General features: G+C 43.4%; 20 protein-coding genes. All 20 read right to left on the reverse strand.

The annotated features are described in order from the left end of the window. Window positions 1-6: 6 nt before the first annotated feature. Window positions 7-1,401, reverse strand: coding sequence for a replicative DNA helicase (gene dnaB / locus B4K11_RS11740; protein WP_292950871.1), 1,395 nt, complete (start codon window positions 1,399-1,401; stop codon window positions 7-9). Window positions 1,402-1,492: 91 nt separating this feature from the next. After that, window positions 1,493-1,939 carry a 50S ribosomal protein L9 gene (gene rplI / locus B4K11_RS11745; RefSeq protein ID WP_292950873.1) on the reverse strand — a complete coding sequence of 149 codons (447 nt, stop codon included), beginning with the start codon at window positions 1,937-1,939 and terminating at the stop codon, window positions 1,493-1,495. A 39-nt stretch (window positions 1,940-1,978) separates the two neighbouring features. Continuing rightward, window positions 1,979-2,830 carry a hypothetical protein gene (locus B4K11_RS11750; protein WP_292950875.1) on the reverse strand — a complete coding sequence of 284 codons (852 nt, stop codon included), beginning with the start codon at window positions 2,828-2,830 and terminating at the stop codon, window positions 1,979-1,981. Window positions 2,831-2,846: 16 nt separating this feature from the next. Further along, window positions 2,847-3,074: a 30S ribosomal protein S18 gene (rpsR, locus tag B4K11_RS11755; protein ID WP_067865336.1), complete on the reverse strand. Its 228-nt coding sequence runs from the start codon at window positions 3,072-3,074 to the stop codon at window positions 2,847-2,849. A gap of 23 nt (window positions 3,075-3,097) precedes the next feature. Beyond that, on the reverse strand, window positions 3,098-3,529 hold the full coding sequence (gene rpsF, locus B4K11_RS11760; protein ID WP_292950880.1) for a 30S ribosomal protein S6: 432 nt from the start codon (window positions 3,527-3,529) through the stop codon (window positions 3,098-3,100). Window positions 3,530-3,648: 119 nt separating this feature from the next. Next, complete coding sequence (locus tag B4K11_RS11765) at window positions 3,649-5,325, reverse strand: cache domain-containing protein (protein ID WP_292950882.1); 1,677 nt, start codon at window positions 5,323-5,325, stop codon at window positions 3,649-3,651. A gap of 213 nt (window positions 5,326-5,538) precedes the next feature. Further along, complete coding sequence (locus B4K11_RS11770; RefSeq protein WP_414689230.1) at window positions 5,539-5,946, reverse strand: OsmC family protein; 408 nt, start codon at window positions 5,944-5,946, stop codon at window positions 5,539-5,541. Between the two features lie 18 nt (window positions 5,947-5,964). Then, on the reverse strand, window positions 5,965-6,774 hold the full coding sequence (gene trpC / locus B4K11_RS11775) for an indole-3-glycerol phosphate synthase TrpC (RefSeq protein ID WP_292950886.1): 810 nt from the start codon (window positions 6,772-6,774) through the stop codon (window positions 5,965-5,967). A gap of 3 nt (window positions 6,775-6,777) precedes the next feature. Continuing rightward, window positions 6,778-7,800, reverse strand: a complete 1,023-nt coding sequence (gene trpD / locus B4K11_RS11780) for an anthranilate phosphoribosyltransferase (RefSeq protein WP_292950887.1) — start codon at window positions 7,798-7,800, stop codon at window positions 6,778-6,780. A 28-nt stretch (window positions 7,801-7,828) separates the two neighbouring features. Then, window positions 7,829-8,425, reverse strand: coding sequence for an aminodeoxychorismate/anthranilate synthase component II (locus tag B4K11_RS11785; RefSeq protein ID WP_292950889.1), 597 nt, complete (start codon window positions 8,423-8,425; stop codon window positions 7,829-7,831). A gap of 221 nt (window positions 8,426-8,646) precedes the next feature. Then, window positions 8,647-9,942, reverse strand: coding sequence for a sulfotransferase family protein (locus B4K11_RS11790; RefSeq protein WP_292950891.1), 1,296 nt, complete (start codon window positions 9,940-9,942; stop codon window positions 8,647-8,649). Window positions 9,943-10,016: 74 nt separating this feature from the next. Beyond that, window positions 10,017-11,495, reverse strand: coding sequence for an efflux transporter outer membrane subunit (locus tag B4K11_RS11795; protein ID WP_292951018.1), 1,479 nt, complete (start codon window positions 11,493-11,495; stop codon window positions 10,017-10,019). Window positions 11,496-11,566: 71 nt separating this feature from the next. After that, window positions 11,567-12,445 (reverse strand): alpha/beta hydrolase family esterase, encoded by an 879-nt coding sequence (locus B4K11_RS11800; RefSeq protein ID WP_292950893.1) that lies wholly within the window; start codon window positions 12,443-12,445, stop codon window positions 11,567-11,569. A gap of 12 nt (window positions 12,446-12,457) precedes the next feature. Continuing rightward, on the reverse strand, window positions 12,458-12,877 hold the full coding sequence (locus B4K11_RS11805) for a hypothetical protein (protein WP_292950895.1): 420 nt from the start codon (window positions 12,875-12,877) through the stop codon (window positions 12,458-12,460). A 25-nt stretch (window positions 12,878-12,902) separates the two neighbouring features. Then, a complete protein-coding gene (locus B4K11_RS11810; protein WP_292950897.1) occupies window positions 12,903-13,811 on the reverse strand; it encodes a sulfotransferase family protein in 909 nt (302 codons plus the stop codon). A gap of 113 nt (window positions 13,812-13,924) precedes the next feature. Then, window positions 13,925-16,321 carry an HlyD family secretion protein gene (locus B4K11_RS11815; protein ID WP_292950899.1) on the reverse strand — a complete coding sequence of 799 codons (2,397 nt, stop codon included), beginning with the start codon at window positions 16,319-16,321 and terminating at the stop codon, window positions 13,925-13,927. Between the two features lie 81 nt (window positions 16,322-16,402). Beyond that, window positions 16,403-17,851 (reverse strand): hypothetical protein, encoded by a 1,449-nt coding sequence (locus B4K11_RS11820; RefSeq protein WP_292950901.1) that lies wholly within the window; start codon window positions 17,849-17,851, stop codon window positions 16,403-16,405. Then, window positions 17,851-18,912 carry an alpha/beta fold hydrolase gene (locus tag B4K11_RS11825; RefSeq protein ID WP_292950903.1) on the reverse strand — a complete coding sequence of 354 codons (1,062 nt, stop codon included), beginning with the start codon at window positions 18,910-18,912 and terminating at the stop codon, window positions 17,851-17,853. Before B4K11_RS11825 ends, B4K11_RS11820 begins: the two co-directional genes overlap by 1 nt. A 61-nt stretch (window positions 18,913-18,973) precedes the next feature. Further along, window positions 18,974-23,782, reverse strand: coding sequence for a type I polyketide synthase (locus tag B4K11_RS11830; RefSeq protein ID WP_292950905.1), 4,809 nt, complete (start codon window positions 23,780-23,782; stop codon window positions 18,974-18,976). 24 nt (window positions 23,783-23,806) lie between these two features. Continuing rightward, the coding region (locus B4K11_RS11835; RefSeq protein WP_292959395.1) for an SDR family NAD(P)-dependent oxidoreductase at window positions 23,807-26,695 on the reverse strand (2,889 nt) is incomplete at its 5' end.

The following is a 26,695-nucleotide window of genomic DNA, read 5'->3' on the forward strand; positions in this document are numbered from 1 at the left end:
AAAACATTAATCATCCATACCGGCATATTGCGCGTAAACGTCAGCAGCTAGATTCTCAAACTTAGTAAACTTACCTATAAATGCAAGCCTTGAGACACCGATAGGGCCGTTACGCTGCTTACCGATAATAATTTCCGCAACACCTTTATGTTCAGAATCTTCGTTATATACCTCATCACGATAGATAAACATAATCACATCGGCATCCTGCTCTATCGCACCGGACTCACGAAGGTCCGAGTTTACAGGGCGTTTATTAGGACGCTGCTCTAGTGAACGGTTAAGCTGCGACAAGGCAACAACAGGACATTCAAGTTCCTTCGCCAAGGCTTTCAAGGAACGCGAGATCTCAGAGATCTCCTGAGTACGGCTTTCAATACCTGCAGTTTTCATCTGCATCAATTGCAGGTAATCGATCATAATTAAACCGATCTCACCATGCTCACGCACAATCCTACGAGCACGAGTTCTCATCTCATTTGGACTAATACCCGCCTGATCATCAATAAAAAGCGGCTTATCACGCATCATATTGACGGCGGTTGTCAGCTTTGGCCAATCCTCTTCTTCTAGTGTACCTGTACGTACCCTTGTCTGGTCTATTCTGCCTAACGAGGACAACATACGCGTAACCAGCTGATCTGCCGGCATCTCAAGACTAAATACTAATACCGGTTTATTCGATGCCATTAAGGCATTCTCAACCAAGTTCATTGCGAAGGTTGTTTTACCCATAGAAGGTCGCGCCGCCACAATGATCAAATCAGAAGGTTGCAAGCCTGCAGTTTTAGCGTCTAAGTCATCAAAACCGGTTGTAACACCTGTTAGATCCCCATCACTATTAAAGAGGGTATCAATTCGATCTACAGCTTTTTTAAGCAGATCATTAACGCCTTCAGGGCCACCCTGATTAGGTCTATTCTCTGCTATATGAAAAATCTTTTGTTCCGCTTCATTCAGAATCTCTTCTGAACTTCGCCCCTCGGGATGGAATGCTTGGTCCGCTATCTCATTAGCAGCCGAAATCATCTGGCGTAACAATGCTCTATCACGGACAATCTCAGAATAAGCACGAATATTCGAGGCACTAGGAGTGTTTTTAGCCAGCTCAATTAAGTAATCCAAACCGCCTGCGCTTTCTAGTTCAGCAGTACGATCCAGCTCTTCAGACAGAGTCACTACATCGATAGGTTTGCCATCATTGACCAATTTCTGCATTGTGCGATAGATCTGGCGATGTTCTTGGCGATAATAGTTATCTTCTAGAACTACTTCAGAAACCGTATCCCACGCATTATTATCTAGCATCAAGCCACCTAAAACAGATTGCTCTGCTTCCATTGAATGGGGTGGAACCTTAATTTTCGCCAGATCTTCGTCTGTAAATTGACTCATTTCCATAATTTTACAACAGCCTAAAAACAAAAAAGCACCGCAGGATTAACCATGCGGTGCTTTATCTTACAGTACAGTTGTACTTAGCTAAAGACGATTACTCGCCTACAACAGCCAAGTTAACAATTGCTGTTACTTCTGGGTGTAGCTGTACAGCGATTTCGTATTCACCAATAGCGCGTAGAGCACCTTCTGGTAGACGAACTTCACTTTTACATACTTCAGCACCAGCAGCAGTTACTGCATCAGCAATGTCACGAGTACCAATAGAACCAAACAATTTACCTTCGTCACCACACTTAGAAGTGATAGTTACTTGAGTTTCGTTTAGTGCTTCAGCACGTGCAGTAGCAGTCGCTAGCTTAGCAGCAGCTGCCGCTTCAAGCTCAGCACGACGCTCTTCAAATTTAGCAACGTTGCCTTCAGTTGCAGGAACAGCTTTACCCTGCGGTACTAGGTAGTTACGACCGAAACCGCTTTTAACGGAAACTTTGTCACCAAGGCCACCTAGCTTACCAATTTTCTCGAGCAGAATAACTTCCATCTCGTAAAACCTCTTTTGTTCTGCAAATCAATTGCAGTACTAGTTCTTGGCTGGTATCCGAGCTCTGATATCAACTAAAGAGTCAATAACAGCTGCAAATACCAGCAGCGTAATCACATAAGGTCCCATCAATACGACCGATAGATAAAACACTATCAGCCAGGACCTGCCTAAATCACGTTTAGCCAAACTACCATGCACCAATGCGAAACCCGCAAAGATCCAGGGAAGCAGCATTAAGGGTAACCAGCGCATAAAGCTAAGATCTAATAAAGAACTTAACGCTAATACTCCAATCAACACTCCCGTATATTTCAGAGGAAGTCTCAACTGATGAAACTCTTTCTGAAACCCGCCAGGATTATACAAACCTGACTGCCAAGAGCGTGCAAGTATTAAACACAGCAACATTATTGCTGTATGCACTGATGCCAATCCACCCAAAAGGAGCAGTTTTAAGTGCTCTTTATCGAGAGTAATACTCTCTGTAGATTGACTCGCCGACTGTAGAAGAAACTTTTCAGTTGCTTCTATCACCTGGCCTAAAAGACCTTCTAAAGCTAATCCTAGCCCTACTCCCGCTAAAGCCCCTACCGGTAATGCAACCATTAACACGGTAGACCAATTAGCGGCCTGTCTTAAAGCAACAGCAAGAATAAAAACCCCTACCATCACTGCCAGCGGTGTCGGATCACCACTGTATGCCCAAGCTCCGGCAGGCAAAACAGCCCAAACCAAAACTCCAGCGCCATCTTGCGGTCCTTTTCTCAAAGCTACCAACGCAATGACTGCTGCACTCACCCAATAAAGCAATGGCAGCAAGGCGGCAATAACCGCCACAAAAGCCGCTTGTTTGCGGCCCTTCATGACCAATTCGGCCAAGGCTCGCATGCGACTCTCCTACCTGTTACTGATGGCTATCAGTGTAAGGCAGTAGCGCTACAAAACGTGCGCGCTTAATAGCAGTAGCCAACTGACGCTGGTAACGAGCTTTAGTACCTGTGATACGACTAGGTACGATCTTACCAGTTTCGGTTACATAACCTTTTAGCGTGTCCAGATCTTTATAATCGATCTCTTGAACACCTTCAGCCGTAAAACGGCAGAATTTACGACGGCGGAAAAAACGAGCCATTGTATCTCTCCTCAGAAATTAAATTACTCAGCAGCAGCTTCAGATGCTTCAGCAGCAGGTGCTGGTGCTGGTGCAGCTTCAGTAGCAGGCTTTTCAGCTGGTTTTTCTTCACGACGAGGCTTACGCTCTTCGCGAGATTCAGCAGCTTTGATTGGAGAGATCTCAGTGATCGCTTCTTTACGGCGGATAACCATGTTACGCAGAACTGCATCGTTGTAACGGAATAGGCCTTCCAGCTCGTCTAGTACTTCCTGAGTACATTCGATGTTCATCAGGATGTAGTGTGCTTTGTGAGCATTGTTAATTGGGTAAGCCAACTGACGGCGACCCCAATCTTCTAGACGATGAACTGTGCCTTCAGCACCCTCAATAAGAGAGGTGTAACGCTCAACCATCGCAGAAACCTGCTCACTCTGGTTCGGATGAACCAGAAATACGATTTCATAATGACGCATTTTAGCTCCTTTCGGTTTATTAGCCCCCGGAACACACCATGTGACCGGCAGCAAGGAGATTGGAAATAGTTCTCCAAAGGACGCGTAATACTACGCACCTTGCAACGTTCTTGCAAGTATTAGGTTAGACTTTGAGCCTCAAACCTGTCTTCTTTAGTGGCTACCTTCATTAAGATATAAGCACCTAACTTATTACCTTCGGAATCCAAGATGGCACGACCATTGATTAATAGAACATCCCTGACGCCATCATCGGTTTCTATGATGATCTTCTCATCCTTAATGACGGCCCCAGACAGCACTCTATAGATAGGCCTTAAAGCTCTTTCCAACGGAACTTTTGAATCTATAGCAAACAACTTAAATGGTAGATCATCAAAATATTGAAGCGTTTGACCTCCTGACAACCCCTGTAACTTTCTAGCTTCAATATTCGCATATAAAAGGCTGCCTTCAAGATCACAGATCACAACCCCCTGATTCATCGCAGCTAGAATAGCATCCATGAAATGAGATTCTTGAGATAAACGACTTTGTAAATTAAGACGCTGCTCTTTATTCTCTTTTAAAAAGGCAACCATGTGGGAAAATGCGGTCGTTGTTTCATCAATATCACTGAATACGCTTCCATGGGTGTCAATATCGACCTCAAGCTCACCATTTCTTACCGCATTTACGCTTTTTTGTAATGACAAAATAGGCCGAGACAACGACCGCGCAAATAACACGCCTATCAATACGCTGATAAATGTAATGCCCAATGCTAATAAAATATTTACGATTCGATTATCTTTAATCTCAGTCAGGAAATCAGCTTCTGGAACATAAATACCCAACAACCAAGGCCAATTGTCGGAGAACGGTGTAAAAACCGCTTGGTAACTTTTCCCTTCATGTTCGAAGCTTGTGTTCATTGCAGTATTCAACACATACCAACCGGGTTTTCGCCCTAGAGAATCAACCGCAGCTTTCGCCACATCACTTTCGTGCTCATCTATACGAAGCAACCTACGAACGCCCGTATGTTCATTTTCCGCATAAACACGACCACGACTTCTATCCGCTATAACATCGCCGTTATTGTTTAATATAAGTGCGGACGCATGCTCACTGAGCTCTAGAAAACCAAGAAAATCAGAAAGCGAGGAAAGGTCTATATCAACACCAACAACACCCGTTAAATCTCCCTCTCTTGAAAAGACTGGACTTGCCACCGTTATACCCGGCCTATTTGAGGTAAAGAAAAGATATGGATCCGTCCAAATCTGCTTTTTTTCCGTTACAGCTTTGGTAAACCAGGGTCTCTTTCGCGGGTCAAAAAGATCATCTGGGTTTGAATTTGATTCCACTAATTCAAAATCAAGCCCGTACCAGCGATTTTGGACTGAGCGATCTCGCTCCTCATTGATAATACGTTTTATTTGATAGGCAGCTATCTCTGGACTACGCCTAACAAAGTGAAAATCACCTTGCAGATTGCCGTAATAAATACCTGCTATATGCGGGTAAAGTATTAACTGTTCAAAAAAGTACTGCTCCATCTCATCTGGCTTCTCAGAACTAACAACTTTATGACGCGCTAGACTACCTGTCAGACTAACTGCAGATTTTGCTGGAGAAAGAAACTCTTCTGAACGATCAATTACTTCCCGTGACAAATTTCTCATTAATTTCTGAGCATGACCAATCAACACCTGCTCAGTGCTTAAGTAGGATGAGGCTAAAATAATACAAATAGTCACCACCTGAAGTGACACAATACCCAGCGCCAAAGCCTTTGATATTGATAAACGCATCTATCTATTATCCTTGTGTTCTTTAATCCATAATTCTACATATTCGATTATACTTAACCACCTACACTCAGAAAAAACCCTACAAAATCAATGAGTAATAAATTCAAAGCAGTTCACTATAACCTATTCTTATATTTACTCCACCCCTAAACGAAAAACGGGCAACCTAAATAGGTTACCCGTTTTTTATTTATTCCATGTGGTTAGATAAGCTTAATCGACCTCAACAATCTCAAAGCTATGGCTAATTTCAACGCCACCTTTTTCTAACATTATAGAGGCTGAACAATACTGTTCCGCTGACAATTTCACTGCACGCTCTACTTTTTTCTCATTCAATCCACGGCCTGTCACAACAAACTTTACATGAATTTTAGTGAACACGGATGGAACCGTATCCGCACGCTCAGCGTCAATCTCAGCGACACAATCAACCACATCTTGTCGTGTTTTCTTTAAAATCCCGACAACATCGTAGCTCGTGCAACCACCTAGCCCCAATAATATTAATTCCATTGGACGTGGGCCTTGCTGAAGCTCGCCATCAAGCATTACTTCGTAACCTGAGCCAGTTGTACCCTGAAAACGTACATCCCCATCCCATTTAACTTTGGCATTCATACTCATTCAGTGTTTACCTTATGAAAATAATTCTTTAAGTTTCTGCCCCGGGTTTTCAGCACGCATAAATGCTTCACCGACCAAGAAACTATGGACGTTATGTTCACGCATTGCCTGAATATCTTCAACGCAGTGAATACCACTTTCAGTCACGACTATCCGATCGTCAGGAATAGAAGATAAGAGATCAAACGTATTATTCAGCGATACCTCAAAGGTACTTAAATTACGATTATTGATGCCTACTAGGCGCGTATTCAATGGCAGTACGCGCTGTAATTCGTCTCCACCATGCACCTCAATAAGCACATCCATCCCTAGCTCTTGCGCCAAACCGTTCAGGTCAGCCATCTGTTGATCTTCCAAAGCAGATGCAATGAGCAAGATACAATCAGCACCAATTGCTCTGGCTTCATACACCTGATAAGGATCGATAATAAAATCTTTCCTGATAACTGGCAGAGAACAAGCCGCTCTTGCTTCCATTAGGAAAGCTTCACAGCCATGGAAAAAATCTTTATCCGTTAAAACAGATAAACAACTTGCTCCACCTTGCTCATAGGATTTTGCAATATCTGCTGGTATAAAAGGATCTCTGAGCAGTCCCTTAGAAGGACTTTGCTTCTTCGCTTCAGCTATCACCGCTGAACGCCCTTCAGCAATGCTCTTAGCCATATTTGCAGCAAAACCACGTGGATCAAAAGAACTTCCTTTTTGATCCGCAATTTGCCCCTTCAGATCCGATAGGGAAACAATAGGTTGACGCTCAGCAACTTCTTCAGCCTTACGCGCCAGAATCTTTTTTAATATTGTAGGAGTATCAGACATCTTCTAACCTTTAAACGCTTGGCTAAACCCAGCCAGCTCTTCAACTTTTGCCGCCGCAGCGCCACTTAAAATGGTTTCTTTGGCCAACGCTACACCTGATTTCAAATCGGTGGTAATATCCGCAGCATAAAGCGCCGCACCGGCGTTAATTGCAATCATATCGACAGCCTTAGGATTATCTCCGGCAAATGCTGCGTTAATCACCGCTAAGCTCTCTTGCGAACTATTTACCTGAAGACCCTCTAAGGTTTGAACCTGAAGACCTGCATGTTGAGCAGTCATCGTATATTCACAAACCTCACCCTCTTTAAGCTCAGCCACATAAGTATCTCCGGCTAAACTTATTTCATCCAAGCCCTCAGCCGCATGAACCACTAGTGCATGTACAGCACCTAACGAACGTAAAGCTTCCGCCATAGGACGACACAGTGATTTATCAAAAACGCCTAAAAGGTAGTGTTTTGCACCAGCAGGGTTGGTGAGTGGACCCAAAATATTAAACAAGGTTCTCAGCGACATCTCTTTACGAGGTCCTATGGCATATTTCATTGCACTATGATGCTGAGGTGCAAACATAAAGCCTAAACCGATCTGTTCAATACATTGAGCCACTTGCTCTGGATTCAATTCAAGATTAATGCCCGCCGTTTCTAAAAGGTCAGCTGAGCCTGAACTTGAAGAAACCGAGCGATTACCATGCTTAGCAACATGACCACCCGCGGCTGCAACAACAAATGAACAAGCGCTGGAAACGTTAAATAAATTAGCGCTATCTCCCCCTGTACCGACAATATCTACGGCATTAGGAATAGAGATAGAAACAGGGATAGCTAACTCGCGCATAGCATCAGCTGCACCAGTAATTTCTGCAACGGTTTCACCTTTCATCCGCAGCGCCATCAATAACCCACCAATCTGAGCATCTGTGGCATTACCAGTCATGATCTGCTGCATCACAGCCTTCATCTCTGACTCAGATAGGTCCTGACGCTCTACAATTGTCGCCAAAGCTTGTTTTATATCCATAACATTGTCCTTTAATAACGCCGCTCACTTAAGCTTGGTTGGCTTTTGTTCTCTTTAAAAAATTAGCCAACAATTCGTGCCCTTGTTCTGTCAATATCGATTCTGGGTGGAATTGTACCCCTTCAATATCTAATTCTTTATGGCGCACGCCCATTATTTCATCAATATTGCCATTTTCATCTTCAGTCCAAGAGGTAACTTCCAAGCAATCCGGAAGCGTATTCTGATCTATCACAAGCGAATGGTAACGCGTTACCTCTACAGGGTTTTCTAATGCTTTGAATACCCCATTATCATGATGATAAACAGGCGATGTTTTACCATGCATTACCTGTTTTGCACGCACAATATCCCCCCCATATGCTTGCGCAATACTTTGATGCCCTAAGCAGATACCAAGAATGGGGATTTTTCCTGCAAAGTGCTTAATAGCAGCAACTGAAACGCCGGCTTCATTAGGTGTACACGGACCTGGAGAGATAACAAGGTGATCCGGATTTAAGGCATCCATCTCTTCAAGTGTGATTTCATCATTTCTATACACTTGAACGTCAGCGCCTAATTCACCAAAATATTGCACTACGTTGTATGTAAAAGAGTCATAATTATCAATCATTAACAACATATTACGCTAATTCCATTCTTCACTTTCTTATCTAATAATTCAGCTTGTGTGGATAAATTAGTCACAAGATCTAGGCTGATGATCCTAACATACTTTTCAAGCCATCCCCCATAGGCCCTTTGTCCTTAGGAAGATCCTGATCAATGATTCATGCTCACAAACATAAAAAAACGGAGGTGTGAATCACAACCTCCGTTTGATATAGGTTAACGCTTATTTAGTTAAATATCATAACCACAGCGCTTAGCGACTTCTTTAGTCACATCCCCTAGGATATCTTCGGAGTAAAACTGTTGCCATCGAGTCGCTGCCGAGGCATCAATGTTTTGATGCAGATGGAACTTCAAGTCTCCACTCATTTTAGACGCTACATCAACCCCATCAGTCATTCGCTGCTCTTTATCCTTGTATGGGTTCAGCATTTCAGCATTGAAATCGACCTCTAGGAATTCACAAATGCGGCGCATTTCAACTTCCGGCTGCTGTACTAAATTTTCATATTGAACAGCTAAAACACGTTCATTAGGAACTTGCTCAGCAAATTCCAGCGTGTTCTGGTGACATGTCAGCCAAGTCATTTCAGCTAAAGCACGACTGGAGAAAGTACTATCTTTCATCAACGGCATCATTCGCGTCAGCTTAGATTCTTCATAAGAGCGAATTGTTCCGCATGGGTGACGCTGCAAATGTATATATTTAGCATTTTCAAAATCACTTTCAGCATGCTTTAAAATATCGAGATTAACCGCATAAGTCGGAGTCTTATCCACTAACAACTGATCTTCTGCTGCAGTTTGCAAAATATTATAGAAAGCCTGGCAACTCATGCCATTCTTTTCGCATACAGCTGAAAACTTACGAGCCTCCTCCCCTGACCAATCCTTTAACTGCATCAAGGCACGAATTGTACCTTCAAGGAGATGCCGATTGTGTTCATCATCCAGTGCTTTAAAGCGCTCACTCATATCCGCATAAGATAGTAAGTGAAGCTCAGGCGGCACGAACAATTCAGGACAGCCAGCTAGCATAATACGAAGTAACGTTGATCCCGAACGTGGCGGAGATAGGATGAATACCGCTGGTTTATTCTTTTTAGATGGAACACTACGAGGGGAACAAGCGCGGATAATTTGGCGAAACTCTTCTACCATTTCAGCAGTGACTTTATCATCAACTGATTCAACCCGCTCAACATTACTTTCAACTGGTTTAACCGGTTCCGAGGACGAATCCCCAGCCGTAAGGCGCATAAATACGAAATCGACAACCTGCTGTAAACTTAAATCATCAACATAAGCTCCATCTTGCATCAGCAAGCTTTGGAAGCCTAACTTCTGTTTAAATTCAGCCTCTATAGCAACAGCAAATTGTACAAAATCGATGGAGGCAAACCCTACATCCTCAACCAGCTGAGATTCTAATGTAATGTCTTCATCCAGATCATCGTCCCATTCTTCCATAATGGTTTCTAAGACCTGCATGATCTTTGACTGGACTTCCGCTTGTTCTATAGACATTTGAAAAACCTTTAATATTCCATAACCGGATTACAATTTAATTTTTGCCTAATACTTTCGATACTTACACTGTTTTAAGGTGCCACTGAAGCATCTAAAATAGCTGACTTAGCATACTTCTGGTCAGCTATCTTCACCCAACCACCACCCATGGCTTTATAAAGATTAACCGAAGTAGTGAATATATTTTTTTCTGTTTTCGCTAAATTTATTTGCGTATTGTACAAATTTCTCTGGGCATCTAGCACCTCCATATAACGGGAATAGCCCGCATCATGTCGGCTTATAGCAAATTCAACGTAATCTTCTAAAACAGCAACATGCTTAGTTTGAATTGCTTGCAGATCGCGTAACTTTTCAAGTGAAACGAGGCCATCATCGACTTCTTTTAAAGCACGCTGAATAGTGCCTTTATACTCATAAATTAACTGCTGCCTAGCGGCTTCAGCTTGTTGTTCGTTCCCTTCTATCCGGCCACCCGTATATATAGGCCCTGCCACACTCAAAGCAGCATCCCAAAGACCCGCTGAACCATCAAATAAGCTTGAAAGATTATCGCTGGCATAGCCTAAAAGGCCGCCCAACGATAGATTAGGAAGATGTTCTTTACTCGCGATCTCTGCTCGCGCATTAGCCGCCGCTAATTTTTGTACTATTAAGCGAATATCTGGTCTGCGAACTAAAAGATCAGAGGGTAATCCTGTTGGCAGCTCCAGCTTAGTTAATGATTCAATATCTGCATTGCGCTCAATTGGACCTGGATCTTTACCCAAGATTAAAGACAGTCTGTTTTCTTGAAGCAGTATATCTAATTCAATAACAGGAATTTGTGACGCCGCTTGCTGATATGATGAACGCACTTGGGCAAGCTCCAATTCTGAAATCTGCCCTCCCTCCATTTTACTCTCAAATAGATCGAGTGACTTCTTGCGTTCAAGTAAAGTTTGTTTCGCAATTAACAGCTTTTTATCTAAATTGAGTAACTCTATATACTCAACTGCAACGCTTGATACTAATGACATGATAACAGCTTGTCTGTTTTCTTCAGCCGCCATCAATTCTGCCAGCGCAGCCTCATTCGCTTGCGCAAGCTTTCCCCAGATATCTAATTCCCAACCAATCTTAAGTGAAGCGCTGTAATCTTCGTTGGTTCGGTTGCCTAACCCTGGAAAGGAAAGCGGCTGCTCCAAACTACGTTGAGAGCCTCCGGCATCAGCCCCATAACCTATTTGAGGGTAGCGACTTGAATCCTGAACCTTGTACAAACCTGAGATTTCATCAATGCGCGCCGCAGCAATCATCAGATCATTATTATTCTGCAAAGCGGTTTCAATAAGCCCATTCAAAATAGGATCATTAAATGATTCCCACCATGCAGTATTGGCAAGTTCTACTGACTTTTTATGATCAACACGCCAGCTCTGTTTCATATCAACCGCTGGCGGGTTGAATACAGTTACCGAAGAACAGCCAGCCAAACCTAGTACACAAGCAAGAACAGTAGCCTTGCTCGCCATTTTTGTATAACCCACTGCCTTCTGACTTTTTCGCATAGTCACTATCACATCCATTAACTTGTGATTCTCGAACGTTTTATAGGATACCTTAAGTAGGCTTCATCCATTTATTTCTTAGAAAACTGCCTTGCAAAGTCCCAAACGGTTTTATTGGGGCTAATTTCTTCAGGCCAAACATGACCCGCATTCTTAATTAGAAGAAGCTGGATATCCGCACCTTCCCGGCACTCATATCTACTTTTCGAAACCACAGAACTTTCTTCTACAGTTGGGGTTCCGCATCCTCTATGTGCAAGTAACATATCCATCGTACTCTTAATTGAACGATGCTTAACACCAGCGACACTTCGGGAGCCTTCACCTCCAGCAACTGGAACATTTTCATCAATTTCACCGTGGATATGCAAAACAGCAACTGAATTAGCCCTTGAACAATGCTCTACGGCTAAGGTTCCTGAAACAGGAATAATCGCCGCAATTTTATCCGGTATCTCACAAGCTAGGCGGTAAGCCATCATTGCTCCATTTGAGAAACCCGTTACATAAACCTTTTTCGGGTCAACGTTGTAATTCAGCACTAAATCATCAATCAAACGGCTCAAATAAGTAACGTCATCGACTGATTTTTTAACTGCGGGGCCACAACAGCGCCCAGCATTCCACGTTCTTCGATTTTTTAAAAAACGCAATCCGGTTCCATTAGGGTAAACAGTAACAAAATTTTCAAGTTCAGCTAAATGATCAAAGCCTGTCGTGCTTTGCATATTTTCCGCATTCCCCAATCCTCCATGCAAAGCGATAACTGCAGGGGTTAGATTATGACTATCGGCCCGCTTAGGCTTATAGATCAATGCCGTTCGTACATCACTGTCTATTGATACTTCATGCTCAATCACATTGCCATCTAAGGCGGATACCAGACAAGAAAAAGCAGCCAACACAGCTATCAAAATTGCACGAACCACATGAACACAAGCGATATTCATTATTAACGCTACCTATTCTTCATCTTGTTTTTTATTCACCATCTCTAAAGCAAGCTCTTCAATCTCTTTAATCTGTACTAATCGACCACGCATCTCGCCCGCCATCGCCTCAAACCAGCGTATTTCAGACTCAATTTTTTTCCGCTCAGAGATAATATCTTCCAACGGAGCATTGGCCGGCGGCAAGCCTTTCTCATCAAATAGAAAACGGATACCGTCTGCTACCTGCCGATTGGCATTAATATGCTTAACCTGCTTAGCCACAAAAGACTTAATCTTTTTAGACCTGAATTCGGTTATCACCGCTTGTCGCAAAGCTTGTTGTTGAGGTGTCAGCTCTGAGGGTTCAGCCTTAATACTCTTTGGTTCAGTCGTAACCTGTCCAATTCCTTTCCTTTTCCCAGGCACTTTTTGATCTTTATACTGACTCACAGAAATACCTCTATAGTATTCATTCTTACTCGTACCCAAACTCTCTAGCTAATTGAATTACCTCTGGACGTAACTTTGTTCCATCATCACGCCATGGCAGATCCGAATCCATCGCGGGAATACGTGGAGTATGCGGTCTGAACCTAGGGCCCCTTAGGAAATTAGGATCATTACCGAACAGTGCATTTACAGGACCAAAGCACGCAAACGGCGATTGCTCTGGATGCATCATATCATCCACCGCTTCTTCATCGTCACGGATGCCTAACCAACGGCAAATACCGGCGAGTTCCTCACGAGGGTTTTCCATGATCAATTCACCACGGATCCTCATTTGGTTTTCAGCTGGCACCATATCTAAAAAATTAAGGATATTAATATTGATATCATGCCATGCGATTTGAGGCTCCAAAATTGCTCGATCCTCTTGGAAATCAATCGCATTAACAAACAGGGCAAAAATCCCATCATTCAGAGCCATTACCGACTTACTTTGCGGTATTGGATGCCTTACTAGGTGAATAAACTTCGCATCAGGAAACGTTTCATAAATCCTCTGCATACGCTTAACTGAAATAGTGTACGCTGGGCTTTTTTCCACTGCTATCAATGGATCAATTTTGTTAACAATCTCAACAAAAACATCACCACTTTTCATGTGTTCCCTTGCTGAAGCCCAATGCTGAGCCATAACAACCGCATCGCGGCTCTGCTCCCCGGCATAGATTTCAGCTACGGCTCGTAATAACCCCTGACGGCGGTTGTTATCATCTCCGATATCATCGGAAACATTTCGCCATAAATCTTTGGTTCTCTCGACATTAAATAAATTTAATTCCGGCAAACCAAATGCTTCTGGATGCTGTCCTATCATCGCATTAATAAGCGATGTGTATGAGCGTGGTGGTGCCAGTAAAAACAGTGGAGCTGCCATAAGTCACTATTTAGGTTATCTGGTTTTATAAAAAGACTTAACACTTGTCTAAACCTGAATAGGCCTAACTACCTTGTTAATCTTTTAAGATAGCAAAGCCAATTCAATTAAACCTAAGGAAGCCAAGACCACACTTCTACCTCAATAAACCGCACAATCGCCATTGAAAGCACTTCCCATACGGGTAATGTTTCGCTCTCAATTTTAGCGTAACCCGTCATACCCGTTTTAAGACGTTGATCATTATTATCTAAAATGGTCACAACCTTAATCACGCGACCTAAGCGTTCTTCAGTTACATTCGTATCAATTGACAAAACCTTTCCTACAAAATCTTGTGAATGATAAGAAGTCGGGCGAACACGAACAACAGCCCCCTCTTTAATGTAACGGATATCTGCTTCAGGTACCTCAATTTGCGCCAAGACTTTTGAGGTATTTTCAGCAACGGCAAATGGCTCACCTGTTGCCAAATAACTGCCTACTTTTTGACTCAAATGCATAGATGCTAATCGCCCATCAAATGGCATATAGAAAGTAGAAAGCTTCACCTTTTCAGTATAATACGCTTTCTCTTCTTCATAACCTTGGAGCTTGGCTTCAGCAGCTGCTATCTGATCTGAGGTTGCTCCTAACTTCGTAACTTCAAGGTCAGCTTTCCGTTCATCAACCTGAGCTCGGTCAATACGGTATTCACGACGAGCAGCATCTAACTCTTCAAAAGAGACCGTGCCTTTTTTATAAAGTTTTTCTAAACGAGCCAATTTAGAATAACTAAACTGGGTTCTCGTTTTCTCTGTCGCTAAGGCGCTCTCAGCTAACAAGACATCCTCTTTTCTCGGTCGTGATTTAAGCTCATCAATAACCGCTTGTTGTTCCAAAAGAAGTGCTTCATAAACTTTAATTTTTGAGGTGAAATCTCCCTGCCATAACGCAGAAATTGCATCACCTTTCTTCAGTTCTTCACCACCATCATACTTAACCCAGTCCACTATACCAGACAGGTCAGATGTAATTTCCTGCTTTTGACTAGGCAGCATGACAAAAGAGCCACCCGGTTCATATGAATAAGGGAAGAATAAGCAACCCACTAGAATTACTAGAATCGCTCGTTGCAAGTAACTACTTTTCTTTTCAACTACTTCGGCTTCGCTTTCTTCAGACTCTTTAGAGACTAGTGTGCGATCTCTCCAACGTTTGAATTGGGCTGCACGATCATATGATTTATTAATACGATCGAAACTCACAATCATTCGATAAGCAAAAATAGCAGCCACAAAGAACGTGATCATCACGCCCGCTCCACCGAAGTGGATCTTCAAGAACTTGCCTAAAAGCAGTAAAACCAAACCAAAAAGCACGATCATAAAGACGGTTGACGCTAATGCATATGCAGCTAACAAACGACTATTTGCTTCTTGGTAAGTATTACCTTTCAATTTATTAATTAATGCGGCATAAGCCTTCTTACGTAGCTGAGGCTCATTGAGGATCGTCGCAACTAAATGATAACCAGAACTTTTAACTAGTGGGTTTATAGTAATAAGGAATGACAACGCACTGGCAACTGCAACCACTAGTGCGAATGGAGCTAGAGTTCCACCCATTTCCCTAGTGTTAAACCACACTAATATTGCTGTACTAAACAATCCAAGACGGTACAACAATGGAGCAGCATGTAGCCACATACGCTCTCGACGAGACAATTGATCTAGGTTTCCGATAAACGGACAGAAGCGAGGAAAGAAGCCAAGATAAAAAACTATTCCTAACCCATGGATACTCGCCCTAAATGAATGTGCCACGAACATGATTAAGAATGTAACCGAGAGGTTAACAGTCACCATACTGAAAATGGCATGCTCGATAATACTCACATCTGACAATAACAATGTAATGTCAGCTTCCATTAACGAATAATAACGCCCGAGCAAAAACAAAGCTGCAATTAGTAAAAAAGGTACTAAGTACATCAAATATCTGAACGGCTTAATAACAGGGCTAAGTAACTTAATGAAGCCTTTAGGGTTAAACAGCTTCCAACCTGCCTGCTTAATTGTGGTATCAAGACCAATAACATCCTGAACACCAGGAGCTAGCGGTTCGGACGATTTTTCCTCAGTAGCAGCCGCTTTAACTTTCGGGTCCGGTTTAATACGCCCCTGTCCTTCAGCTTTTCTTTTCTTCTGAAATTCAGCCAAAATTGGGTTTGTTAAAGCAGAAATACCAAATAAGCTCTTATCCGCAATCAGGGTAAAGAATTTCTGGATCTCTTCATCAGAAATACCATGCCCAAATCGGTCCTCGAAGACACCTTTCAATTTTGGCATATTGTCACAACCAGGCAGTACCTCTAATAGGAAAAACTGCCAAGGCTCTAACGTATGCACCTCATCATTTTGAGGGTCTTTGATCAGAAACGATTGTTCCGCACCTTCACCAGTACGAAATGCAAGCAGCCTTTTTTTCAAAAATGCTGGTAGCGCAACCTTTTGGGCCTCATTACTCACTGTGGTCTTCTCCATCCATAGTATTCTATGTCTCGCTGCTTTTGCCGATTGCAAAGCAAACGAAAGATACTCTAATTCTTGTTAAACATCAGGCGCGAAAAAGACTTCACAGCCGCCTCGGGGGTTAGGGATATAATGATCCCCACCAATAGGTATTATCTTGGGTCCAAACGGGTTAGCAGTTCCAATGAAAAAGCCATAAGGTGTTGAAGCCATTGTCCGCATACCAATATTGTATGGATTACCCATACCGCTAGTTGTTACTGGTAACCAATTTTCACCATCAAAACTACGATATAGATCACAGCCTCCATGATGATCCATCACAAATTGAGTTCCTAATTCACCGACGATATTTTTAAATGCTTCAGGCCATGTATTCTGCTGCGCATAACCTAGTATTGTGCTCCAATCAAAGGTTGAAACATACAACCAACCGTTATGATCACACATGCGCCAAAAATAGCCGTTAAAAAAGTTATCAAAGCCTGGCATATAACCTGATAAGGGCGCTTTATAACCATCAGGTGTATCACGCGCTTCACCTACTAATAGATCCCAATCGCCATCCGGATATATTCTAATTAGCTCAGGCGGTGCTGGGCCAATTTTATTCTGCCTATCAATACCACCGCCTTGGATAGCGCCACCAACATAAAGTGCACCTTTAAAGGCATACATACTCAAAACGCTTTGATTAAAAGCTCCACGATATGCTCCTTTTTCTATCACTCTTTCCCAATGATAAGGAGCTTCGCCCTCAGCGTCTGTTCTCCAGATCTGGAAACCTTCTAAATTAAAGGTCCCAACATAAAGATGATCACCAAAGGCCGCCATCTCAAAAACAGTTTTATTACCCGGATCACCGAAGCCAAAATCACTAACCGGTTCCCATCCACCTTTCGTTGGATCTTTGCTCTCATAGACAATTGAGTGGGCTGATACATTTGGATTACCACCACGAGAACCGGCAGGCGTTGTGTACATTCGCCCTTTAAACTGAGCCATTGTTCTAATGGTAGTTACGGGTAATCCAACCAAACCTGGTTCACATGAAGGTTCAAACGTGCGCCCATCCCGGGACATTAAAATTAATGGACCAGGACCTTTAGCAGGAGACCAAGTGCTCACCAATAAAACAGGATCTTCGCCGTTATCTGGCTGATAAACTAACATGCCCCTATAACCCAGTTCCCTTGGTATAGGCTTTCCATGGCTACCTATGATACTTGGAGCTTTGAATACTCTCTCCCAGCTTTCTTCACGCGGATCATAACGCCATATTTCAGCATGCAGGTCCAAATCAAAAGGGTTTTCAGGGCACTCAACGGGCCAAGGGTTCAGCCCTATCGGCAACCGCGCTTTCATTAACGGGAAATTGCCTCTCGTGGTCGCGACGAATAAGAAACCATCAAACCACGCCATTGAGTGAGCATAAGCATTAACGCCATCCCCAAAGCCACCTTTAGCCACCAATTTAAAATCAGTTGCTTTATTGCCTCGGTGAATACCTACTCTATTAGCTTCCACTAATGGGCCACCTTACTTTCTTTTACCTGTGTTATGTAAGCAGACAATTTCTCTTGAGCTTCATCTACTGTATTGAAAGGTCCGTGTTCACCATCTCGAGTTGAGAAATACCAACCGTCATCTCGCTGATCAAATCGCTCACTACGAAAATGTCTTTGTTTATCTCCTTCCCTCGTACTCACACCTGAAACCAATGCGCCGTGCCAGAACTGTTCACACGTTGCAATAAGTTCCTCCGGGCGAGTGGTCGGGAAAAAGTGTCCCGCACGCAGCATTTTTCTAAAATCAGCATGCGGCCAAACCTCCAATAGATGCCGGCCGGTGAGCATAGATTGTGAATATTCACCGTAAACAGCCAAAATGGGAAATGTGAGCAACTTGAGTGTATCCAAACCCAACCCATCATCACCCATTAACTCACTTTCAGCCTTTGTCGTATTTAGCAATTTCAACCACAATTTGGCCGTACGGTTACCGTAGTTACCCACAATAGGCGTCACGATTTCCTTCAGCTCTTCAGATATTTCCTTCTTCTCTTTTTGTAACAGAGCAACTTCAGCTAACAAACGATAACCAAAATAAGGCTGATCAACATTGATATCCATACCTTGATCATGCAATAACTTCTGCAGTTTATCCCCGTAGCTCCAGTGTTCGGTTGTCTCCAAACGGCGAATCGCACTAATATGCGAGTCGATCAACATCAAACTACGCACACGTTCCTGCGCTCGACATGCAAAATTCAAAGCCACTACCCCACCGAAGCTGTGAGCCATGAAATGAGCTTTCTCTATCGACAAATGGTCGAGCAACCCTTCTAAATCGGCAGCCAAATTAGCCGGAGTATAGCCATCATCAGTGATACGTGAACGACCATGCCCACGAAGATCAAAAAGGGTTACTTTATAGCGTTTGGCGAACTCTGGGGCATGCCGGATGTACCAAAATGCCATATTTGTAGCAAGCCCATGCACCATTACCAGATCTTCAGCATCTGCTCCCGCATCACTATCAAGTTGCAGGTAATTAATTTTAGTGCCGTTTACTTCTACAGCGGGCATCTATTTATATCTCCATACATCTAACAACTGCCTATCCACTAAGCACTCTAACGCTAACGGCTTAAACCGCTATTGCCGTTACTAACCCTGCACTTTCTGATACAGAGACCATCACCGTATACCCTTGATATGTCACTTGTGCTTGAGTAAGGCTTTGATCTAAAAACCTAACATCAAAAGATTCAGGCTGTCCCTGCAAGCCAATACGAAAAGCTTTAGCTGCGGCTTCCTTTGCACACCAAGATTTCACCAAATAATCATTCTGGTTATGAACACCCGCGCCATCCAAATGTGCTCTTTCACTAGGAGATAAAGTTGCTAACAAAAAATCATAATTTTTATCTGTAATTATTTGTTCTATATCGACGCCAATTGTTTCGTTATTTGCTGTCACCGCTGCAATACATTGATGGCCATTGTGACTTAAAGAAACAGCAGGTGCGGATATTACTTTTTCAGCCCACCAGCCCGTAACAAATGGAGCACCCAGCTCATCATGCAAAATATCAATATCTGATGGGTACAAAAGAGTAGAGGTCTGCTGGTAAACCCAGTAACGTATAGCTTCCTTTAAGGTCGCTCGTCCGAGCAACCACTCCCTTTTATGGCGCACGGTACCTGTTAATGCTCTCCACTCATTCAATTCATCGTAGCTAAGCAACAGATGAGCAAGGATACGCATAAACACACCCCCTGACTGAGCACAAAACGCTTCATCTAAATGAGAAATAGTCCAAAGTAAGATATCTGTTTCAGGTAACGATGATCCAGACCCTAACCACCCATTTAAAGGGTCTCTTCGTACATGATAAAAGCGATTGGGAACAGGAAAAAAGATATTTACCAAGTTTTTAGCACTCAGTAATACGTTTCCATGAGCATCGACACACTCAAATTGCCACGCTCTTGGACTTTCCACATCGGTTGCTTTGGGATCAACAGGGTGTTGACGTCCTAGCAGCCTTAACCCTTCTATATCTTTAGGGCATGCAACCGGCAATTCAATTTTTTCTATCGAGGAAGGGAAGCTATTAAAATCTGTTCCCACTTGCTGAGCAATCCAATACGCAGCTAACTGACCTAATGCATCCAACAATACTGGATTCAAAACAAGATTAGCCGCTGCATTCTCAGTGAAGAAGCCACTAAGAGACACTTCACTTAGAGCTGCATCAATACCTTGATCATTCCAGCCTTCTATTCCACGCATACTTTGGAAAATCGGGCCATGAAACATGCCTGTACTGTATAGTTCGTCATCACCCCAACGGTAAGCATTGGTCGTTCCTAAATCAGCTAATCTCGGTTCAACCAGTTCCTTCGCATAGGTAAATTCAGCTTCGACAATTAATGCGCCACGACTTCGGATCGCCGCACTATAACGTTGATTATCAGATGATGAAATTTCTGCCGATACGTCAAGTTCAATTGACATATCATCCAATGCTATCCAGTCATATGCTTTAACATTCTCGATACTGCTAATAGCGATATTGTTTGCTAATACAGCTACCGCCTCTGCCATAATTTCTAGACTAACCATCATAGGAACACAGGATAATCCTAAGCGTTCACGGTCAGTTTCTGAAACAGTTCCAGACAAGATATGGTCTTGCAGAAATTTATCTTCGTAAACGTTAAGGTCACAACGAGCGTGAAGCTTTTCTGCACTGTGTTCAATAATTTCGCTTATAAATGGAAATGGAGCCGTTTCATAACCTTCATCATCTAACGAAGGCTCCATACTCTCTGCCGCAGATGACGAAAACAACGTTTCTTGCTGTGACAGGAAGCCCCGCATCAAATCAAAATAGTCAGCCATCACACCGTCATTGGGCGCGGCAACCACATCAGTTTCTGCAGCGATTCCCTCGTCATCTGTATGTACTGTTTCACCCTGAAATTTAGGTTCGACAATCGGCACTGTATTTGATGGGGAGGACTCCGTTGGAGTAAGATTTGCTGTTGTAGTTACATTTTCTGCGCCAAACATAGCATGGAGCTGGCTTCTATCCTCATCAGTTAAATGAAGCACTGGCATCGTATTATCCAACACCATGCCGCCCAGCTTACGTGAAGCGCTATCTGTTAAATCAACGCTATCAATTGCACGACCACTAAATAGACGCTCGACATCAACAGATTTCTGATTAACGTATAATTGCCCTAGAAGCAGCAAAAACTGCTCAACACTGCTCTTTTTACGAATATTACTGGCAACAGACACATACTCTTTGCCTGATAATATTTCATTCACAAAGGCTGTCAGGTTTCCGGATGGCCCTACTTCAACAAAGTACTGAATACCATCATCATGCATAGCAGTAACCGTATCTGCAAAACGTACAGTCTCGGACCACTGACTTGCGGCTAAGCCAACAACATCGGATTGTTTATCCGGAAAAACACCCGCAGAAGCACATGAATACAAAGGCAGCTTAGGCTTTTTAACGCCCACATCTGCATAATACTTCTGGAAAGCATCTGTCACAGCTGAAAATAACGGTGTGTGATAACCACGGTCGAACGGAAGAGGAACACATATCCCTCCCGCACTGCTCAATGTTTTTTGAAGGCTTGCAATGGCATCGACATCACCAAATAATACTTTTTGGTTTGCACAATTATCCATCGCCACATAAACAGTTGAGGACAATTGGCCAATATGTTCATCAATGGTCGCAGGATCAAGCGCACCAACCGTTAACAAGGCTCCTGTGTGAATCCCTCCACTTTCAAGAACTTGTAGGTAAACTGAGTTCAGTTCGCGAATAAACGAAGCCAGTTGATCTAAATCGGTGTTATCAATAGCTCCAGATGCCACAAGTGCGGATGATTCACCCGTACTATGGCCTAACATAGCATCGGGCTCTACTGAAAAGGCTTTCAATAGCCCGTTCATCGCCTGACTACCCACAAACACAGCTTCTGAACCAACATCCATACTGTGTAAACGCTGTTCCAGTGATGCTTGAATCTCTGGTGTCAGCTCAATTTCAGGAGGAAAAACCAGATCCGTTCGGCTACTACCCGGCTCATCATTACCATATAGGCCTCTCCAGAAATCAAACCAATCACGCACTTCTGGGAAGTGCAGTGAAAGCTCTTCAAGCATGCTCAAATATTGTGAGCCTTCGCCAGGGAAGATAAATGCTAGTTTACCGGGCAGCGGCGCATCGCTATACATAACGCCATTGCGTGTAGACCAACGTCCTGTTGTTTCAGCATCTAACTTTTTCAGTGTTTGTTTTAACTTTTTAGCGAGATCTTTATGATCCTTAACGACAAAAGCAACACGTAGAGAGTCACACGTATCCTGACGGCAGATTTCTGCGGCCAATTCCGAAATCGTATAATTTTCAGCTTCAGCTAAAGGCTGTAATTGGCGAACTTTATCGGCAAGCGCTGTATGGCTATCAGCAGACAACGCAAAAAGCTCTGCCGGTCTATTGCTATAGTTAAGTGGCTGTTTTACTTGCGCAGGAGCCTCTTCCAAAATCGCATGAGTGTTGATACCACCAAAGCCAAAAGAGTTAACACCTGCACGTCTAGGTATACCATTTGATGTAAACCAAGGCCGTAGTGCTGTATTAACGTAAAGCGGTGTTTTTTCAATTTCTAAGTCAGGGTTAACTTCTTCACATAACGTAGGAGGCAAGACTTTATGGTGCAATGCCAAAGACGTTTTTATTAAACCCGCTATACCCGCTGCGGGTATGCAGTGACTTATCATAGATTTAACAGACCCAAGTGCCACACTACCCATCGGCCCTTGTCGTTCACCAAGAACCGAACCTAAAGCGGATACTTCTGTCTGATCACCTAAGGGAATACCTGTACCGTGCGCTTCAACCAAACCAATTGTAGAAGGATCTACACCGCTATCACGATAAGCACGTTTAATCGCTAGCGCTTCACCATCAACGCTTGGCGCTAATAAACCATGGCCCCTGCCATCACTTGCTTGGCCTATACCACGAATGACCGCATAGACTTTATCACCATCGGCTTCAGCATCGGACAAGCGCTTAAGCACAACGGTCCCTAAACCTTCACCTAATAAAGTGCCATCGCTACCCTTTGAAAAAGGACGAACTTTACCACGTTCACTAAGCGCTCCTAACTGAGTAAATATCACAGATACTTCTGCAGGCAAGGATGCATTAACACCACCTGCAAGCATTAAGTTACTTCGATGATTACGCAGTTCATCCATCGCGGCCCCTACAGCGAGCAATGATGATGAACAAGCCGCATCAAGAATATAGTTAGGGCCATTTAGATTAAGACGGTTGGCTATACGCCCTGTCATTACGTTTGGTACAAGCCCTGGTGCGATATCAGCATTCGATTGAGGAAGCTTATCCGTTAGTAGTTTGCGAACCTCTGCGAGTTTATCTTCTGATAACGAAGGCGCAGCAGCCGCCAGAATTTCCATTGTCTGATCCAGCACAATGTGATGCTGAACATGATTTCCCTGACCACGATGCAAGTAGGTACTATGCCCTAAGATAATGCCTGTATCAGTGTGGTCATAATCGTCATCAAGATAACCTGCATCCAGCAGTGCATCACGCGCAACTTTTAATGCTAAAAACTGATCCGGCTCACCACCATCCACCGAATTTGGCATAATGCCAAATTCACGAGGATCAAATCTAAATAGGTCTTTAAGGTATCCACCGTAAGGCGTATTAATTCGCCCTGATTCTAAATACCTTTCAGCTTCCCAGGCAGCTTGCGGTTCGCCCACAGCATCAACACATTGGACTATATTCTGCCAGAACGCTTTTAAATCAGGCGCTTCAGGAAACACACAAGCCATACCTATTATTGCTATAGGCTCTGAGCTTTCACTTTTACTGTTCACTACAGGTTCCATCCTCAACAACGACTATTGGGCCAGTTTTTCTGTACCGCCCAAACGGTTCAACTCAGGGCTTGATATACATTCGAGATCTTCAATCAACAAAACAACATTATTGTTTTCATCAATGAAATACACATCTGAAACAATCATATTAGGCTGTTCATTTTCTTTACGTTCAAAGCACATTCTTAGATTTTCAGGCAAAGTCTGCTGAAATTTCATAACCTTACCGAAACGCGCAGGTAAAGCCGACTGCTCATTAAAGCTGCGTCCCCATAACAAGGCCATTTGTGCTGCGGCATCTGTCAGTGCTGGATCAAAAATCCACGCATCATCTGAAGACGTAGAATGCAGCCATTCAGCGGGTTGGGTTGTCACAACATTACAGACTGAACCTTGATTTGATAATCCACTAATCGTTTTAATGACTTGAAAACAAGGACCATGGAATAACCATTCGTTGTAAGCCTTCTCAACAGTTAGCTGTTTTTCTGAATGAGCTTCAGGCTCATATGTAAAGCCTTCAGGGTATTTCTGTTCCAGTCTTAACACTGCTTTATAATGCATACGTTTATCAGACTGAATACTTGCTGTTACATCAAAGCCATCGCTACTTCCATAAGGCGGTGGGTTCACAACCACTTTGATTTTCTGGTTCATATCTTCTAGCTGCAAACCTTTCAACAAACGACTGTCGCGTACTTCAACAACATGCCAGCCAGGCCATAAAGCCGTTGCGGTTTCAGACATAATTTCTAATGCTACAGCAGCAGGTAAAACCGGAATATTATCGATACGATGTTGCTGTAAATAGTGATGCCTTTCGCTGAGATAAAATTCTACAACCTGATCACCCTTCGGCATTGAGGTTGCTATTGCATTATCAAGAAGCGCTCCTGGAATACTCGGGATATCATCATCTAGTTCCACACGGCCTATATCGGCCTCATGTTGCTCCCAAGGGCCAATACCACAGATGACTTCAACATTATCCGAAGGTATTTGCAGAAGCTCTTCACGGAAAACATTTCGTCCAGCTTCAGCGGTCACTAACGCAACACCTTTCTCAGCAAACTTTGCTTCAGTTTCAGCAGTTACCATACCCTCACCGAACTGTGTAGGTCCCCAAGGGCCCCAGCAAAGTGAACGTACAACTACTTTGTTATTCCATAACTGATTTAGCTGGCTACACAAACGATTTAATAACTCATTTGCCGTTGCATAATCAATCTGACCACTATTGCCATAGCGACCTGCCACCGAACTGAACACTGTCAAAAAACGTAGTGATTCAGGTCTTAAATACTTCTGTATGTGGAATAAGCCCAGCACCTTTGTTTCAACAACTCTCGACCAACTCTCACTGGTTTTATCTTGTAAAAACTTATCTTCAATAATACCGGCCCCATGGACGACGCCATTTAATGAACCGTATTTATCGTAGATCGTAGCTAGCAAGCCTTTCATTGAGTTTTCATCAGTCACATCAACCGCGAAGTATTCAACTTTAGCCCCACGACTCTCGAAATCTTGCAAATTAAGCAACATCTCGCGCGCGCCCATCACTGAAGCTACCTTCTTACCAATATCTGCAGGCGTTAAAGAGATTGCGCCATCACGAACCTGAGTAATGAAATACTGTCGCAATTCGGCAGCAGTACTCAAGCTTGCTGTTTCTGGACCTTCAGGAGAAGGCAAAGGACTACGTCCTGTCAACAATAAGGTATTGCCAGGTATTGCCACTTCACGCAGCACTTCAGCAGTAATACCACGCAAACCACCTGTTGCCAGAACAACCAAACCTTCCAAAGCTACATCCGTAACTTCTGGGAGCTCTTCTGCTACGGTTTTAAAGATAGTTCTCTTGCCCGCAGGGTAACCGACTTCTTGTCGCCCACCACAAACCATCATTTCATCAAGCAAAATGCCAGCACTCGCCGCTGCAGAAAGTTCAACATCAAGATCAATCGCTTTCACTCTCAATGAAGGCTGCTCTTCGGAAACAGACTTAAGGCAACCAACAAAGCCTGACTGTAATGACAAGCCATTAAACGCAGCATCCTTACGGCCAAATACGCCCCCTAAGCCACTCACCGCAACAATATGGGCTGATTCAGAAAGAATAGAATTAAAGCCTTTCAGCAGTAGAAAGAATGATTTCTCATTACAATCTAAGGCATCCTTAAAATCAGCTACTGAGCTTTGACTCAATAGCGATGCCGTACCTAATTCTGCTAGATGAATGAAGCCCGCTAGTTCTTGATGCTGCGAGCACACCGCTTCAGATAATTTTAATAACTGCTCCTCGTCTCCAAGAACAGTCGATTCAATTATCTGAACAGTGCTTCCTCGTTCAGTCAGCAAAGCAGCTAATGAATTAGCTACATCTGCTGAATCCTGAGTAATAATATAGTGCCCTAAATTCAGTGCACGTTTCGCATTGACCTCTATCGGTGACGATGAAGGTACAACTATATGCCGGAATGAGGAGTCCGATAGACTATTCGAGACTTCTGATCCCACCCCGGCTTCTTTAAAAGGGCTTGATACCGCCCCAACTGGTAATTCACAAAGCAGATCAAGCATACCCGTTAGGTTTTCTTGGGTATTTAGAGCACCTCGGTTTTCTCCTAGGGCTTCGCCATAAGCATCAGGTAGGGCTTTTAACAAAGAGCCTACAATCTCAATACGCTTAATTGAATCAATGCCTAAATCAGCTTCTAGCTTCTGATCCATCCCAACCATATCGCTTGGGTAACCTGTTTTGTCTTCAACAATCTCCAACAGGATCTTAGTCATTTTTTCACGGTCAAACTCTTCACCGCCGGATGCTGCCTCAGCTACTGGAGCCGGTGCTGCTACTGGAGCCGGTGCCACTACTGGAGCAGCCGCCGCTACTGGAGCAGGTGCTGC

It is taken from the genome of Neptuniibacter sp. UBA6509 (assembly GCA_002435145.1).
GTDB lineage: Bacteria > Pseudomonadota > Gammaproteobacteria > Pseudomonadales > Balneatricaceae > Neptuniibacter.

Excerpts from the sequence above, each read along its gene's own strand:
- dnaB (WP_292950871.1), bottom strand. The coding sequence starts at position 1,401 with ATGGAAATGAGTCAATTTACAGACGAAGATCTGGCGAAAATTAAGGTT.
- rplI (WP_292950873.1), bottom strand. The coding sequence starts at position 1,939 with ATGGAAGTTATTCTGCTCGAGAAAATTGGTAAGCTAGGTGGCCTTGGT.
- B4K11_RS11750 (WP_292950875.1), bottom strand. The coding sequence starts at position 2,830 with ATGCGAGCCTTGGCCGAATTGGTCATGAAGGGCCGCAAACAAGCGGCT.
- rpsR (WP_067865336.1), bottom strand. The coding sequence starts at position 3,074 with ATGGCTCGTTTTTTCCGCCGTCGTAAATTCTGCCGTTTTACGGCTGAA.
- rpsF (WP_292950880.1), bottom strand. The coding sequence starts at position 3,529 with ATGCGTCATTATGAAATCGTATTTCTGGTTCATCCGAACCAGAGTGAG.
- B4K11_RS11765 (WP_292950882.1), bottom strand. The coding sequence starts at position 5,325 with ATGCGTTTATCAATATCAAAGGCTTTGGCGCTGGGTATTGTGTCACTT.
- B4K11_RS11770 (WP_414689230.1), bottom strand. The coding sequence starts at position 5,946 with ATGAATGCCAAAGTTAAATGGGATGGGGATGTACGTTTTCAGGGTACA.
- trpC (WP_292950886.1), bottom strand. The coding sequence starts at position 6,774 with ATGTCTGATACTCCTACAATATTAAAAAAGATTCTGGCGCGTAAGGCT.
- trpD (WP_292950887.1), bottom strand. The coding sequence starts at position 7,800 with ATGGATATAAAACAAGCTTTGGCGACAATTGTAGAGCGTCAGGACCTA.
- B4K11_RS11785 (WP_292950889.1), bottom strand. The coding sequence starts at position 8,425 with ATGTTGTTAATGATTGATAATTATGACTCTTTTACATACAACGTAGTG.
- B4K11_RS11790 (WP_292950891.1), bottom strand. The coding sequence starts at position 9,942 with ATGTCTATAGAACAAGCGGAAGTCCAGTCAAAGATCATGCAGGTCTTA.
- B4K11_RS11795 (WP_292951018.1), bottom strand. The coding sequence starts at position 11,495 with ATGCGAAAAAGTCAGAAGGCAGTGGGTTATACAAAAATGGCGAGCAAG.
- B4K11_RS11800 (WP_292950893.1), bottom strand. The coding sequence starts at position 12,445 with ATGAATATCGCTTGTGTTCATGTGGTTCGTGCAATTTTGATAGCTGTG.
- B4K11_RS11810 (WP_292950897.1), bottom strand. The coding sequence starts at position 13,811 with ATGGCAGCTCCACTGTTTTTACTGGCACCACCACGCTCATACACATCG.
- B4K11_RS11825 (WP_292950903.1), bottom strand. The coding sequence starts at position 18,912 with ATGCCCGCTGTAGAAGTAAACGGCACTAAAATTAATTACCTGCAACTT.